The 12,781-nt window shown below is 65.7% G+C and carries 11 protein-coding genes and 3 tRNA genes; all 14 read right to left on the bottom strand.

Translation table 11 applies throughout. From position 1 onward, the window contains the following. The 14 genes from APT59_RS07585 to aruF all read right to left on the bottom strand — a co-directional run bounded on the left by APT59_RS07585 (position 1) and on the right by aruF (position 12,781). The gene (locus APT59_RS07585; RefSeq protein WP_059314293.1) at positions 1-441 is read right to left on the bottom strand and encodes an acyl-CoA thioesterase; all 441 of its coding nucleotides are present in this window, start codon (positions 439-441) and stop codon (positions 1-3) included. A 143-nt stretch (positions 442-584) separates the two neighbouring features. After that, positions 585-661: transfer RNA gene (locus APT59_RS07580), tRNA-Arg, on the bottom strand. Positions 662-721: 60 nt separating this feature from the next. Then, positions 722-798: transfer RNA gene (locus APT59_RS07575), tRNA-Arg, on the bottom strand. A gap of 106 nt (positions 799-904) precedes the next feature. Further along, positions 905-995: transfer RNA gene (locus tag APT59_RS07570), tRNA-Ser, on the bottom strand. Between the two features lie 61 nt (positions 996-1,056). Then, positions 1,057-1,242 (bottom strand): carbon storage regulator CsrA, encoded by a 186-nt coding sequence (csrA, locus tag APT59_RS07565; protein WP_007159101.1) that lies wholly within the window; start codon positions 1,240-1,242, stop codon positions 1,057-1,059. A 157-nt stretch (positions 1,243-1,399) separates the two neighbouring features. Next, positions 1,400-2,635, bottom strand: a complete 1,236-nt coding sequence (locus APT59_RS07560) for an aspartate kinase (RefSeq protein ID WP_059314292.1) — start codon at positions 2,633-2,635, stop codon at positions 1,400-1,402. 84 nt (positions 2,636-2,719) lie between these two features. Then, on the bottom strand, positions 2,720-5,344 hold the full coding sequence (gene alaS / locus APT59_RS07555) for an alanine--tRNA ligase (protein ID WP_059314291.1): 2,625 nt from the start codon (positions 5,342-5,344) through the stop codon (positions 2,720-2,722). Positions 5,345-5,529: 185 nt separating this feature from the next. Next, entirely contained in the window at positions 5,530-6,528 is a 999-nt protein-coding gene (gene ltaE / locus APT59_RS07550; RefSeq protein ID WP_059314290.1) for a low-specificity L-threonine aldolase, read from the bottom strand. Between the two features lie 12 nt (positions 6,529-6,540). After that, entirely contained in the window at positions 6,541-7,548 is a 1,008-nt protein-coding gene (gene astE / locus APT59_RS07545) for a succinylglutamate desuccinylase (RefSeq protein WP_037063295.1), read from the bottom strand. Positions 7,549-7,585: 37 nt separating this feature from the next. Beyond that, the gene (locus APT59_RS07540) at positions 7,586-7,882 is read right to left on the bottom strand and encodes a hypothetical protein (protein WP_059314289.1); all 297 of its coding nucleotides are present in this window, start codon (positions 7,880-7,882) and stop codon (positions 7,586-7,588) included. A 14-nt stretch (positions 7,883-7,896) separates the two neighbouring features. Continuing rightward, on the bottom strand, positions 7,897-9,258 hold the full coding sequence (astB, locus tag APT59_RS07535) for an N-succinylarginine dihydrolase (RefSeq protein WP_059314288.1): 1,362 nt from the start codon (positions 9,256-9,258) through the stop codon (positions 7,897-7,899). Next, positions 9,255-10,718 (bottom strand): succinylglutamate-semialdehyde dehydrogenase, encoded by a 1,464-nt coding sequence (gene astD / locus APT59_RS07530; protein WP_059314287.1) that lies wholly within the window; start codon positions 10,716-10,718, stop codon positions 9,255-9,257. Before astD ends, astB begins: the two co-directional genes overlap by 4 nt. Before the next feature lie 9 nt (positions 10,719-10,727). After that, positions 10,728-11,735 (bottom strand): arginine N-succinyltransferase, encoded by a 1,008-nt coding sequence (gene astA / locus APT59_RS07525; RefSeq protein ID WP_059314286.1) that lies wholly within the window; start codon positions 11,733-11,735, stop codon positions 10,728-10,730. A gap of 26 nt (positions 11,736-11,761) precedes the next feature. Further along, positions 11,762-12,781, bottom strand: a complete 1,020-nt coding sequence (aruF, locus tag APT59_RS07520; RefSeq protein WP_059314285.1) for an arginine/ornithine succinyltransferase subunit alpha — start codon at positions 12,779-12,781, stop codon at positions 11,762-11,764.

Genomic DNA, 12,781 nt, shown 5'->3' with positions numbered 1-12,781 from the left:
TCAGACGTCCTCGCTGGGCAGCGCCTGGCCATAACCGGCCAGGAACTCGGGCGGCATGCGCTTGGGCTTGCCGGAGGATAGCTCGATGCAGACGAAGGTCGTCCGGGCGCGCAACAGGGTCACGCCGTCCGCCGGACGCTGCAGCTGAAACTGGCGGGTCATGCGCAGGCGGCGATCCCAGTCCACCAGCCAGGTGCCCAGCATCAGTTCGTCGTCCTGGTAACCACTGCTGAGGTAGTCGATCTCGTGGCGCACCACGGCCATGGCACGGTCCAGGCGCTGGAAGGTGGCGAGATCCAGGCCCAGTGCAGCCGAGTGCTGCCAGGCACACTGTTCGAGCCAGCTCACGTAGACGGCATTGTTGGCATGGCCCAGGCCATCGATGTGCTCGGCACCGATGCGCAGCGACAGGAGATGGGGAGTCGGTCGGTCCCACTGCATGATGCGACCCTCTCGCGGGCGATATCCGAAAAAACACTGACCGGGCCGGTGGCGGCCGCGGCGCGATGGATGGCCGCGGATATTCGCATGAATCCGCAGGCAATAAAAAAGGGCCTGCATCGCTGCAGGCCCTTCTTCATGTTTGGCGCACTCGGGAGGATTCGAACCTCCGACCGCTCGGTTCGTAGCCGAGTACTCTATCCAGCTGAGCTACGAGTGCGTTTCGGTGAGTTTAGCCAGAACACCGCTGGTACTGCTGAAGCCAGAGGCTTCGTCGATTTGGCGCACTCGGGAGGATTCGAACCTCCGACCGCTCGGTTCGTAGCCGAGTACTCTATCCAGCTGAGCTACGAGTGCGTTGAAGCTGCGTATTCTAGCTTCCGTTTCTGACGTGTCAAGCAAATTTGCTTGTTTATCAGGTACTTACCATTTGGTCAGTACAGCGGAGCCAGTTTGAAGCAAATGGCGGTGAGGGAGGGATTCGAACCCTCGACACCCTTTTGAGGTGTACTCCCTTAGCAGGGGAGCGCCTTCGGCCACTCGGCCACCTCACCGCAACGGGGCGAAACTATATCGAAGGTTTGCCCGTTTGCAAAGAGAAAAATTCAAAAAAAATCAGTGGTTTGGTTCTTGGTCCTTTTCCTTCTGGATGCGCTGGTAGATTTCCTCGCGATGAACCGCGACTTCCTTGGGTGCATTGACGCCGATACGGACCTGGTTGCCCTTGACCCCCAGCACCGTCACAGTGACTTCGTCACCCACCATCAGGGTCTCACCAACCCGACGAGTCAAAATAAGCATTCCATTCTCCTTGAGCGTTTAACCCAGTCTGCACGTAAAAGCCGAAACGATCCCTGAATGGACCTTCTAGTCGCTATTGACCTCTGTCCATGCAAGTAAAGTTCCGCAGACCGGGGCGATAGATGAGGCCCCTGTGGCAGGGACCTCGCTTGCAGGGTCACTCCACGCCGCGTGCGGGGGCGTCGAGTTCGAAAGCGGTGTGCAGCGCGCGGACGGCCAGCTCCAGGTATTTCTCCTCGATGACCACCGAGACCTTGATCTCGGAGGTGGAGATCATCTGGATGTTGATGCTCTCCTTGGCCAGGGCTTCGAACATCTGGCTGGCTACCCCGGCATGGGATCTCATGCCGACGCCGACGATGGAGACCTTGGCGATCTTGATGTCGCCCACGGACTCACGGGCACCGATCTCGACACCGGTGCGCTTGAGGATCTCTAGGGCCGCCTGGTAGTCGTTGCGGTGCACGGTGAAGGTGAAGTCGGTGGTGTTATCGTGCGCGACGTTCTGCACGATCATGTCGACTTCGATGTTGGCCGCGCTGATCGGGCCGAGGATCTTGAAGGCCACGCCGGGGGTATCCGGCACACCGCGAATGGTCAGCTTGGCTTCGTCACGGTTGAAGGCGATGCCGGAGATGATCGGCTGTTCCATGGATTCCTCTTCATCAAGGGTAATGAGGGTGCCCGGACCCTCCTGAAAGCTGTGCAACACGCGCAGCGGCACGTTGTATTTGCCGGCGAATTCCACCGAGCGGATCTGCAGCACCTTGGAGCCGAGGCTGGCCATTTCCAGCATTTCCTCGAAGGTGATCTTGTCCAGCCGCTGGGCCTGGGGCACCACGCGCGGATCGGTGGTGTAGACGCCGTCGACGTCGGTGTAGATCTGGCATTCGTCGGCCTTCAGCGCGGCCGCCAGGGCCACGCCCGTGGTGTCGGAGCCACCACGGCCCAGGGTGGTGATGTTGCCCTGCTCGTCGACGCCCTGGAAGCCGGCTACGACCACGACCTTGCGTGCCTTGAGGTCGGCGCGGATGCGGGCATCGTCGATCTGCTGGATACGTGCCTTGGTGTGCGCGCTGTCGGTAAGGATGCGCACCTGGCTGCCCGTGTAGGAGACCGCCTGGACGCCGCGCTTGAGCAGCGCCATGGTCAGCAGACCGATGGTGACCTGCTCACCCGTGGAAACCATGACATCCAGCTCGCGCGGATCGGGTTGCTCCATAATCTGCTTGGCGAGGCCGATCAAACGGTTGGTCTCGCCGCTCATGGCCGACACCACCACGACGATCTGGTCACCTGCTTCGTGGAAGCGTTTCACCTTGTCGGCGACCTGCTCGATACGCTCCACCGTACCCACCGAGGTACCGCCGAATTTCTGTACGATCAATGCCATTGCTTGCTGCCCGTCCGCAGAAAAATCTGATTCATGTTGTTGAGGGAGGAAGCGGGCCGCCCTCCCCGGCGACCCGTAGCGCTCTTAGAGACTTTCCTCGGCGTACTGACCGGCACAGGCCAGGGCCGCATCCAGCTGGCTGGCATCGGTGCCGCCGCCCTGGGCCATGTCCGGACGACCACCACCCTTGCCCCCGACCACGGCCGCGGCGCGCTTCATCAGCTCGCCGGCCTTGAGCTTGGCGGTCAAGTCAGCGGTGACGCCGGCGACCAGCACCACCTTGCCGTCGGCTTCGCCGCCCAGCAGGATCATGCCGCTGCCCAGCTTGTTCTTGAGCTGATCGACCAGCGCCAGCAGCGCCTTGCCGTCGAGGCCATCCAGGCGTGCGGTCAGGACCTTGGCGCCCTTGACCGCCACCGCCTGGTCTACCAGGTCGCCGGCCGAAGCACTGGCGGCCTTGGCCTTGAGCTGCTCGATTTCCTTCTCCAGCTGGCGATTGCGTTCGACCAGCGCGGCCAGCTTGTCCAGCACGTTGTCGCGGCTGCCCTTGAGCAGGCTGGCGGCTTCGCGCAGCTGTTCCTCGGCGCCGTTGAGATAGGCCAGGGCCGCGGTACCGGTGATGGCTTCCACGCGGCGCACGCCGGAGGCCACGCCGCCTTCGCTGACCAGCTTGAGCAGGCCGATGTCGCCGGTCTGGGCGACGTGGGTACCACCACACAGCTCGACGGAGAATTCACCGCCCATGCCGACCACGCGCACCACATCGCCATATTTTTCGCCGAACAGCGCCATGGCGCCGCGGGCCTTGGCCTCGTCGATGGCCATGACCTCGGTGGTCACAGCGCTGTTCTTGCGGATCTCTTCGTTGACGATGGTCTCGATGCGCTTGAGCTCCTCGGGCTTGATGGCCTCGAAGTGGCTGAAGTCGAATCTCAGGCGCTGGTCGTTGACCAGGGAGCCCTTCTGGTGGACGTGATCGCCCAGCACCTGGCGCAGTGCGGCGTGCAGCAGGTGGGTACCGGAGTGGTTCAGGGCGATGCCCTGGCGGCGGCTGGTGTCGACCTGGGCCATGAGCGCGGTGCCGACGTTGAGGCTACCCTTGGTCACCACGCCATGGTGCAGGAAGGCACCCTGGGTCTTGGTGGTGTCGCGTACGGCAAAGCCGACGCCGGCGCTTTCCAGGGTACCGGTATCACCGACCTGGCCACCGGATTCACCGTAGAACGGCGTCTGGTCGAGGATGACCACGCCCTCCTCGCCTTCGGCCAGGCTGTCGACCGGCTGACCGGCACGGTAGAGGGCGACGATGGTGCCCGAGGCGCTGGTGGTGTCATAGCCCAGGAAGCGGGTTTCGCCCTCGACCTTGACCAGGCTGTTGTAGTCCACGCCAAAGGCGCTGGCGGAACGAGCCCGCTCGCGCTGGGCCTCCATCTCGCGTTCGAAGCCGGCCTCGTCGAGGTTCAGGTTGCGCTCGCGGGCGATGTCGTTGGTCAGGTCCACGGGGAAGCCGTAGGTGTCATAGAGCTTGAACACCACGTCGCCGGGGATGGTGTCGCCTTGAAGCTGCGCCAGATCCTGCTCGAGGATCTTCAGGCCCTGCTCCAGGGTCTTGGCGAACTGTTCTTCCTCGGTGCGCAGCACGCGCTCGATGTGCGCCTGCTGCTGGACCAGTTCGGGATAGGCCTGCCCCATCTCGGCCACCAGGGCGACGACGATCTTGTGGAAGAAGGTGCCCTTGGCGCCCAGCTTGTTGCCGTGGCGGCAGGCGCGGCGAATGATGCGACGCAGCACGTAGCCGCGGCCTTCATTGGACGGCAGCACGCCGTCGGCAATGAGGAAGCTGCAGGAGCGGATGTGGTCAGCCACCACCTTGAGCGACGGGGCCTCGTCGTTGGCGCAGCCGATGGCCTCGGCCGAAGCCGCCAGCAGATTCTGGAACAGGTCGATCTCGTAGTTCGAATGCACGTGCTGCAGCACGGCGCTTACTCGCTCCAGGCCCATGCCGGTGTCGACGCTGGGCGCCGGTAGCGGATGCAGGACGCCGTCGGCGGTGCGATTGAACTGCATGAAGACGTTGTTCCAGATCTCGATGTAGCGATCACCGTCTTCTTCCGGCGAACCGGGCGGGCCGCCCCAGATCTCGGGGCCATGGTCGAAGAAGATCTCGGTGCAGGGACCGCAGGGACCGGTGTCGCCCATGGTCCAGAAGTTGTCCGACGCATAGGGAGCGCCCTTGTTGTCGCCGATGCGCACCATCTGCGCCGCGGGCACCCCGACTTCCTTGGTCCAGATGTCGTAGGCCTCGTCATCGGTGGCGTAGACGGTGACCCAGAGCTTTTCCCGAGGCAGACCCAGCCACTGCGGCGAGGTGAGGAATTCCCAGGCGAAGGTGATGGCGTCGCGCTTGAAGTAGTCGCCGAAGCTGAAGTTGCCCAGCATCTCGAAGAAGGTGTGGTGACGCGCCGTGTAGCCGACGTTCTCCAGGTCGTTGTGCTTGCCGCCCGCGCGCACGCACTTCTGGCTGGTGGCGGCGCGGGTGTAGCTGCGCTTTTCCATGCCGAGGAAGCAGTCCTTGAACTGGTTCATCCCGGCGTTGGTGAACAGCAGGGTCGGATCGTTCGCAGGGATCAGCGAACTGGAGGCGACCCGGGTGTGCCCCTTCTCTTCGAAGAAGCGGAGGAAGGCTTCACGGATTTCGGCGCTTTTCATATTCATTCCAGACAATGGGCTTTTCGACGCGCGTGACGGGCATCCGACTGGATCGCAGACGAGACGAACGGAGCGGGCGCCGCAGACGCGGCACGTGCGGAAAACGGACACGCATGCCTGGGAGTATATCGACGCCTGCGCCCCGGTGTCGCCCCGGTTGCGCAGGAAAAACGTCGTCGGAAGACTTAGCGGCGGCGGTAGGCGGCGAAAGCGGCGACGGCCGCCTCGATATCGGCGGCGCTGACGTCCAGATGGGTGACCAGCCGCAGGCGTGGAGCCGGACTGATGCGGATGCCGCGTGCGGCGAGGAAGGCCTGCAGGGCGGTTGCTTCGTTACCCATGGCGAGGTAGACCATGTTGGTCTGCACCGGCTCCACCTGGTAGCCGAGTTCGGCCAGGGCAGTGCCGAGCTGGGCGGCATGGGCGTGGTCTTCGGCCAGACGCTCGACCTGGTGATCGAGGGCATGCAGCCCCGCCGCAGCCAGCATGCCGGCCTGGCGCATACCGCCACCGACCACCTTGCGCCAGCGACGCGCCTTGGCGATCAGGGCAGCATCGCCGCAGAGCACCGAACCCACCGGCGCACCGAGGCCCTTGGACAGGCAGATCGACACCGAATCGAAATGCTGGCTGATCTCGCGCACCGGTACGCCCAGCTTGACCGCAGCGTTGTACAGCCGCGCGCCGTCCAGGTGCAGGGACAAACCGTGCTCCCGGGTAAAGGCGCGTGCCGCCGCCAGATAGGCCAGCGGCAGGACCTTGCCATGCATGGTGTTTTCCAGCGCCAGCAATCGCGTGCGGGCGAAGTGGAAGTCATCGGCCTTGATGTAGCTGCGCACCAGGTCGAGGTCCAGGCTGCCGTCGGCGGCCATCTCGATGGGCTGCGGCTGGATGGAGCCGAGCACCGCGGCGCCCCCGCCTTCGTACTTGTAGGTATGCGCCTGCTGGCCGACGAGGTATTCGTCGCCCCGCTCGCAGTGCGCCAGCAGGCCGAGCAGATTGCTCATGGTGCCGCTGGGCACGAAGAGTCCGGCCTCCAGGCCGAGATCGCCCGCCAGACGCTGCTCCAGCCGGGTGACAGTCGGGTCTTCGCCATAGACGTCATCGCCGAGTTCGGCGTCCAGCATCGCCTGGCGCATGGCCGGCGTGGGCTGGGTGACGGTATCGCTGCGCAGATCGATCATGCAGGCCGCTCCTTATGCCGGGACCACGATGAGCCCGGCCCGCAGGCCGACGGCGACCTTGGGGTTGGGGAAGATGATGCGCGCCTCGGCCTCGTCGACGATCCAGCGCTCGCTGCCATCCTCGGCCAGCAGCGAACCCTGGCGCAGCGGCGAGAAGTTGGCCACGTCGTCTGCCAGGTGCAGCTGGAAGCGCGGACTGGACTTGTACACCTGGCGCGCGACCCGGAATCTCAGCAGCGAGGAATCCGGCGGCGGCAGTTCGGCTTCACGGCCTTCGATCAGGGCTTCGAGCAGCAGCCGCAGGCGGCTCAGGTCGAGTTCGCTGTTCTCGCCGAAGGGACGGGCCTGGCCCAGCTCCAGGGTCAGGGCTTCGGCCTGGCATTCGGCGTAGGTGTAGGCGCTGAAGGTGATACCGGGTTTGTCATAGAGCAGCACGGCTTCGATGCCGGCGGCTTCCAGGCGCTGCAACTCGGCTTCCGAATGCTCGCGCCCGGCACTCCAGGGATAGAGGGCGAAGCGCGGCAGCGCCGAGGCGCGCAGCGCGGTGTGCAGGTCGTAGTGCAGTCGGGCCCGATCAGGCTTGCTGAAGAACTGCGCGGACAGGCGCTCGAGATCGTTGGCACGTTGGGCCTCGGAGCCTTCGGCCTGGGCATGGCGACCGTTGAACAAGCGATTCAGATCCTGCTCGACATAGCGGGTGCCGCGGCGCATAGCATCGGGATTGCCGAACATGAACAGCATTCGGCAGGCAGGACGCAGGGCTCCGCTGGCGATGCCGCCGAGCAACTCGTCGAGCAGCTCCATGGGCGCCGTCTCGTTGCCATGGATACCCGCCGAGAGCAGCAGGTCCAGGTGGTTGTCGCGCGCCACCGGCGGAGTGACTTCCAGCACGCCTTCGGTCAGCCAGTGGAGACGGGTGCCGTCGGCAGTCAGTTGAATCTTCTCGGTCGGCTCGCGGCCGGCCAGGGTCAGGTCCAGCAGGCGGCCAAGCGCCAACCGATAACGTTCAGATGCAGCCATGCTCTACTCCGCTGAGCGACGTGTCGGAGCTAGATACTCAATGATCGTGGCCGCAACCGCAATCGGCGTCATGCACATGATTCTCATCGCCTTCGTCGGCGAAGGTTTCCAGGGCGATGGACAGCCCCAGGGCATTGAGGGCCTGGGGCCGCAGCACCAGGACCGGGGTCTGTTCTTCGTCGTCCTGGGAGTCGGCGAAGATGTTGAGACCGCCGCTGCCGTCGGCTTCCAGCCAGAGGTCGCGGCCGGCCAGGCGGATGGCCAGGCGCTGGACTTGCAGCGTCTGCTGCTCGTCGGCGGTAGGTTCGAGGATCAGGTCGAGACGGTCGCTCATGGAAACTCCGGGCGTCAGGGCAATTGAAAGGGATAGACCGAGCCGAGGCCCAGCAACTGGGTCAGCTCGTCGAGGGCAGTGCGGACCTCGTCCAGCAGTTGAGGATCGGCGAGATCCGCGGGTGCCAGGCGGTCGCGGTAGTGGCGATCCACCCAGTCGAGTAGTTGGGTGTGCAGCGTCGGCGTGAAGCGCACCCCTGGATTCACTGCCGCCAGCTCGTCGGGCTTGAGGGCCACCCGCAACCGCAGACAGGCGGGTCCACCGCCGTTCTGCATGCTTTGCTTGAGATCGAACACCTTGACCTCGCCCAGGGGCCCCGCGCTATTGACCTGGGCCTGCAGGTAGTCCCACACCGCCGGATTCTGCCGGCATTCGTCGGGTACCACCAGCAGCGCGCCCTGCCCCGGCCGATCCAGCAACTGGCTGTTGAACAGGTAGGAACGCACGGCGTCGCCGACGCTGATCTCACTGCGGCGCACGCAGAGGCGCTGCAGCTGGCCGCCGCGCCTGGCGAGCTTGCCTTGCAGTTCGTCCAGCACGCGGTCGCTGTCGAGAAAGGCGTCTTCGTGATGGAACAGCACCTGGGCGTTGCCCACCGAGATGACGTCGTTGTGGAAGACGCCCTGGTCCACCACCGCCGGATTCTGTTGGGCGAACACCACGCCCTCCTCGCTCAGCCCGTGCAGCCGGGCGATGGCCTGGGAGGCTTCCAGGGTCTGGCGAGCTGGATAGCGATGGGGCTCGGGATAGCGCGGATCGAAGGCGCTACGGCCAAAGACGAAGAACTCCACGCCCGGGGCGCCGTGGTCGTGGCTGAAGCGGGTGTGGTTGGCCGCGCCCTCGTCGCCGAACTGGGCCACCGAGGGCAGCGGCGCATGGTGCTGGAAATGCGCAGGATCGCGAAACATCGCCTGGAGGATGCGCGCCGTGGTGGTCGGTTCGAGGCTGCGGTGAAATTTGCAGGCCAGGTTGGCCGGGGTGAAATGCACCCGGCCATCATGGGTGTCGGCGCTGGGGCTGACGGTGGCGGCGTTGGCGGTCCACATGGCCGAGGCGGAGCTGGCGGACAGCAGCAGCGGCAAAGCTTCGCGCGCGGCGCTTTCCAGCACCTGGGCATCGCTGCCGGCGAAGCCTAGACGGCGCAGCGAGGCGATGTCGGGCCGCTCGTGGGGCGCGAGGACCCCCTGCTCGAAACCCAGCTCCATCAGCGCCTGCATCTTGGCCAGGCCCTGACGTGCCGCCTCGCGCGGATTCGAACACTGCTGCTTGCTGGCCTGGGAGGCCACGTTGCCATAGGACAGGCCCGCATAGTTGTGGGTCGGACCGACCAGGCCGTCGAAATTGACCTCCCGAGCAGCGAGAGCGAGGTGAATCATAGGTGTAATCCTGGGGGCAATTGGGCAGGCAGGCTCAGGGCGTCGCTCTCCAGCGAGGCGACCGGGAAGGCACAGTAATCCGCGGCGTAGTAGGCGCTGGGACGATGATTGCCGGAGGCGCCGACGCCGCCGAAGGGCGCCGCGCTGGCCGCCCCGGTAAGCGGACGATTCCAGTTGACGATGCCGGCGCGCACGCCCTGCCAGAACCGTTCGTAGGTGGCCGGATCGTCGGCCAGCAACCCGGCCGCGAGGCCGAAGCGGGTGGCGTTGGCCAGCGCCAGGGCATGGTCGAAGTCCGTATAGCGCTGGACCTGCAGCAGCGGACCGAAGACTTCCTCGTCGGGCAATTCAGGGATCCCCGAGACATCGAGGATGCCCGGGGTAAGCAGCGCGCGCGTCGCATCCGGCTGACGCATCTCCAGCAGCGCGCGGCCACCCTGCGCCAGGCGCTGGGCCTGAGTCCGCAGCAGGGTCTGGGCAGCGGCGAGGGAGATGACGGTGCCCATGAAAGGCGCCGGATCGGCGTCGAAGCGGCCGGTACTGAGACCCGCGCTGACGCTTGCCAGACGCGCCAGCAGCGCATCGCCCCAGTCACCCTGGGGCACGAGCAGGCGACGGGCACAGGTGCAGCGCTGCCCGGCGGAAAGGAAGGCCGACTGAACGATGGTCACCACGGCGGCGTCCAGATCGGCCACCGGCGCCACCACCAGCGGATTGTTGCCGCCCATCTCCAGGGCCAGCAGCCGCTGCGGACGGTCCGCATTGAGGCGGTGCAGGGCCGCGCCCGTGGCGCTGGAACCGGTGAAGAGGATACCGTCCAGACCGGGATGCGCGGCCAGGGCCTCACCCGTGGCACGCCCCCCTTGAATCAGGTTGAGCACGCCCGCTGGCAGCCGGGCGGCGATCCAGCAATCCAGGGTCAGGGCAGCGAAGCGCGGCGTCAGCTCGCTAGGCTTGAACACCAGCGTATTGCCGGCCAGCAGCGCCGGCACGATATGCCCATTGGGCAGATGGCCGGGAAAGTTGTAGGGGCCGAAGACCCCCAGGACGCCATGGGGACGATGGCGCGTCACGCTGCGTGCATCGGCTACCGTCGCCGCACGTTCGCCGCTGCGCGCGGCTTCCGCCTGGGCGGAGATGGCCACCTTGGCGATCATGCTGCCGATCTCGGTATCGGCTTCCCACAGGGGTTTGCCGGTCTCCTCGGCCAGGGCGCGCCCCAGGGTTGCACGGCGAGCCTGCAGCACCTGGGCAAAGGCCTGCAGGATGGCCAGACGAGCGGCCGGCCCGCGGCTTTCCCAGGTCGGAAAGGCCTCGCGCGCGGCGGCAATGGCCTGATCGACGTCGTCCGCGTCCGCCGCCGCGCCCTGCCAGAGCGGGATGCCGTCATAGGGATCGACGGAGCTGAATACCTCGCCCCGCCCGGGGCGCCACTGACCAGCGATATAGAGGCTATCCATGACGTCTCCTCAAGGCATCAGGCGCACGGCGCGCACCTGGGCGCCGGCCATCAGCCGCAGCTCGCGGGCGGTGGCCAGGTCGACCACCAGGGTGCCGGCCGCCAGGCGAGCACGGGCGCTGGTGATGCGGCAGTCCTGACATTTGCGGTTGTGGATCAGATAGACCTCAGCGTCATCGCCAGGCGTACCCACCGCCAGCACCAGGCGCTGGCTGTCACGGATCGCCCGCACCTTGGCGGTTTCCGCCTCCAGGGTCGGGCCAGCGTCGAAGATGTCGACGTAGCCCTGGTAGTTGAAGCCCTCGGCCTCCAGCAGCCGACGAGCCGCCTCGGTGTCCGGGTGCACCCGCCCGATCACCTGACGCGCCTCTTGCGACAGGAAGCAGGTGTACAGCGGAAAGCGCGGCATGAGTTCGGCGATGAAGCCGCGGTTGCCGATGCCGGTGAGATAGTCCGCCTGGGAGAATTCCATCTTGAAGAAATGCCGGCCCAGGCCCTCCCAGAACGGCGACTGGCCGTTACCGTCGGACATGCCGCGCAATTCGGCGATGATGCGCTCGGCGAACAGCTCGCGGAATTCGGCGATGAACAGGAAGCGCGACTTGGACAGCAGCCGCCCGGCGGCCCCACCACGGCGATCGGCGCGCAGGAACAGCGAGCAGAGCTCGGAGCTGCCGGTCATGTCGTTGGCCAGGAACAGCGTGGGAATCTGCCGGTGGATGTCCAGTTCACGCGAGGCGCTCACCGTCAGGCCGACCCGGTAGTTGTACCAGGGTTCGCGCAGCCCCAGGGCGGCGGCGATCCCGGCGATGCCGATGACCTCACCCTCGTCTTCCAAGGCGAAGAGATAGTCGGCATCGGCAGGCTGCGCCTGCTGCAGGAAACTGCGTTCGGCGTTTTCCACCCGCTGCGCCAGGCGTTCTTCGCTGGCGGGCAGCGTGGTGAGACCGGCACCGGCCGCTTGCGCCAGTTGCAGCAGCGCGGGCACATCGGCACGGGTAACGGGACGGACGATCATCGGACCTCCAAAGACGCTAGGGTCGGCTACAGCGCTACCAGACGAACCCGGTCGCCTTCGGCGATCTCCAGGGTGGCGATCTGCTCGGGGGAAAGGACGACGGACTCACCGGGAGCCCAGCGCAGTGGCGTGGCCAGCGCCCGGAAATTCTCCAGGCCATCGTTGGCGATCAGGAACCAGGGCGCGTCCTCGGGCGCCACTGCGCCCTCGCTCACCGGTGCGAGACGGCTCTCGGCGATGGACCGGATGGCCGTGGTGCGGGCGTGCAAGGTCGGGCCGCCATCGAAAATGTCGATGTAGTTGTCGGTCTCGAAGCCTTCGCGACTGAGGATGTCGAAGGTAATCTGCGCGCGCGGGTGCACCTGGCCCATGGCTTCCTGAGCACTGTCGGGCAGCAGGGGCACATAGAGCGGATAGGTCGGCATCAACTCGGCGAGAAAGGTGCGGCTCCTCTGCCCGGACAGCCGCTCGGCGGTGGTGTAGTCCAGGTCGAAGAAGTTGCGCCCTACCCCGTTCCAGAACGGCGATTCGCCGTCATCGTCCGCCAGGCCGACGATCTCCACCACCACCGTCTCGGCGAAACGCGCCGGGTGGGCGGCCATGAACAGCAGCCGGGCACGGGAGTTGAGTTCGGCGTGGGGGGTGTCGAGCAGCGGGCGCTGGACGTAGAAGCTGCTCAGCACGCTGTTGCCGGTCAGGTCGTGACAGAGCGACAGCACATGCACCTTGTTGTGGATCTTCAGCTCGCGCGAGGCATGGATGAAGGTCTCGTTGCGAAAGCTGTAGAAGGGTTCGGAGAAGCCCGCCGAGGCGACGATGGCCGAACAGCCCAGCAGCTCGCCGCTGGTGGTGTCTTCGAGCACGAAGAAATAGCTCTCCTCGCCATGAAAGCCCACCTCGGCCGCCAGCGACGACTCCGAGGTGCGGATCTTGTCGCGCAACCGTTCGGGGTTGTCGGGCAGCGAGGTGACGCCAACCGGGCTATCCGCGGCGAGCCGCTGGACCAGGGGCAGATCCGCCGCGCGCGCAGGGCGCATTACCAGCAT

Source organism: Pseudomonas oryzihabitans, assembly GCF_001518815.1.
Taxonomy (GTDB): domain Bacteria; phylum Pseudomonadota; class Gammaproteobacteria; order Pseudomonadales; family Pseudomonadaceae; genus Chryseomonas; species Chryseomonas oryzihabitans_E.
The sequence above is the reverse complement of the archived record's forward strand: the minus strand, read 5'-3'. Positions and strand labels throughout refer to the sequence as shown.

Coding starts and splice junctions, on each gene's coding strand:
- ltaE (WP_059314290.1), bottom strand. CDS start 6,528: ATGATCGATCTGCGCAGCGATACCGTCACCCAGCCCACGCCGGCCATG.
- alaS (WP_059314291.1), bottom strand. CDS start 5,344: ATGAAAAGCGCCGAAATCCGTGAAGCCTTCCTCCGCTTCTTCGAAGAG.
- astA (WP_059314286.1), bottom strand. CDS start 11,735: ATGATCGTCCGTCCCGTTACCCGTGCCGATGTGCCCGCGCTGCTGCAA.
- astE (WP_037063295.1), bottom strand. CDS start 7,548: ATGGCTGCATCTGAACGTTATCGGTTGGCGCTTGGCCGCCTGCTGGAC.
- aruF (WP_059314285.1), bottom strand. CDS start 12,781: ATGCTGGTAATGCGCCCTGCGCGCGCGGCGGATCTGCCCCTGGTCCAG.
- APT59_RS07540 (WP_059314289.1), bottom strand. CDS start 7,882: ATGAGCGACCGTCTCGACCTGATCCTCGAACCTACCGCCGACGAGCAG.
- APT59_RS07585 (WP_059314293.1), bottom strand. CDS start 441: ATGCAGTGGGACCGACCGACTCCCCATCTCCTGTCGCTGCGCATCGGT.
- APT59_RS07560 (WP_059314292.1), bottom strand. CDS start 2,635: ATGGCATTGATCGTACAGAAATTCGGCGGTACCTCGGTGGGTACGGTG.
- astD (WP_059314287.1), bottom strand. CDS start 10,718: ATGGATAGCCTCTATATCGCTGGTCAGTGGCGCCCCGGGCGGGGCGAG.
- astB (WP_059314288.1), bottom strand. CDS start 9,258: ATGATTCACCTCGCTCTCGCTGCTCGGGAGGTCAATTTCGACGGCCTG.
- csrA (WP_007159101.1), bottom strand. CDS start 1,242: ATGCTTATTTTGACTCGTCGGGTTGGTGAGACCCTGATGGTGGGTGAC.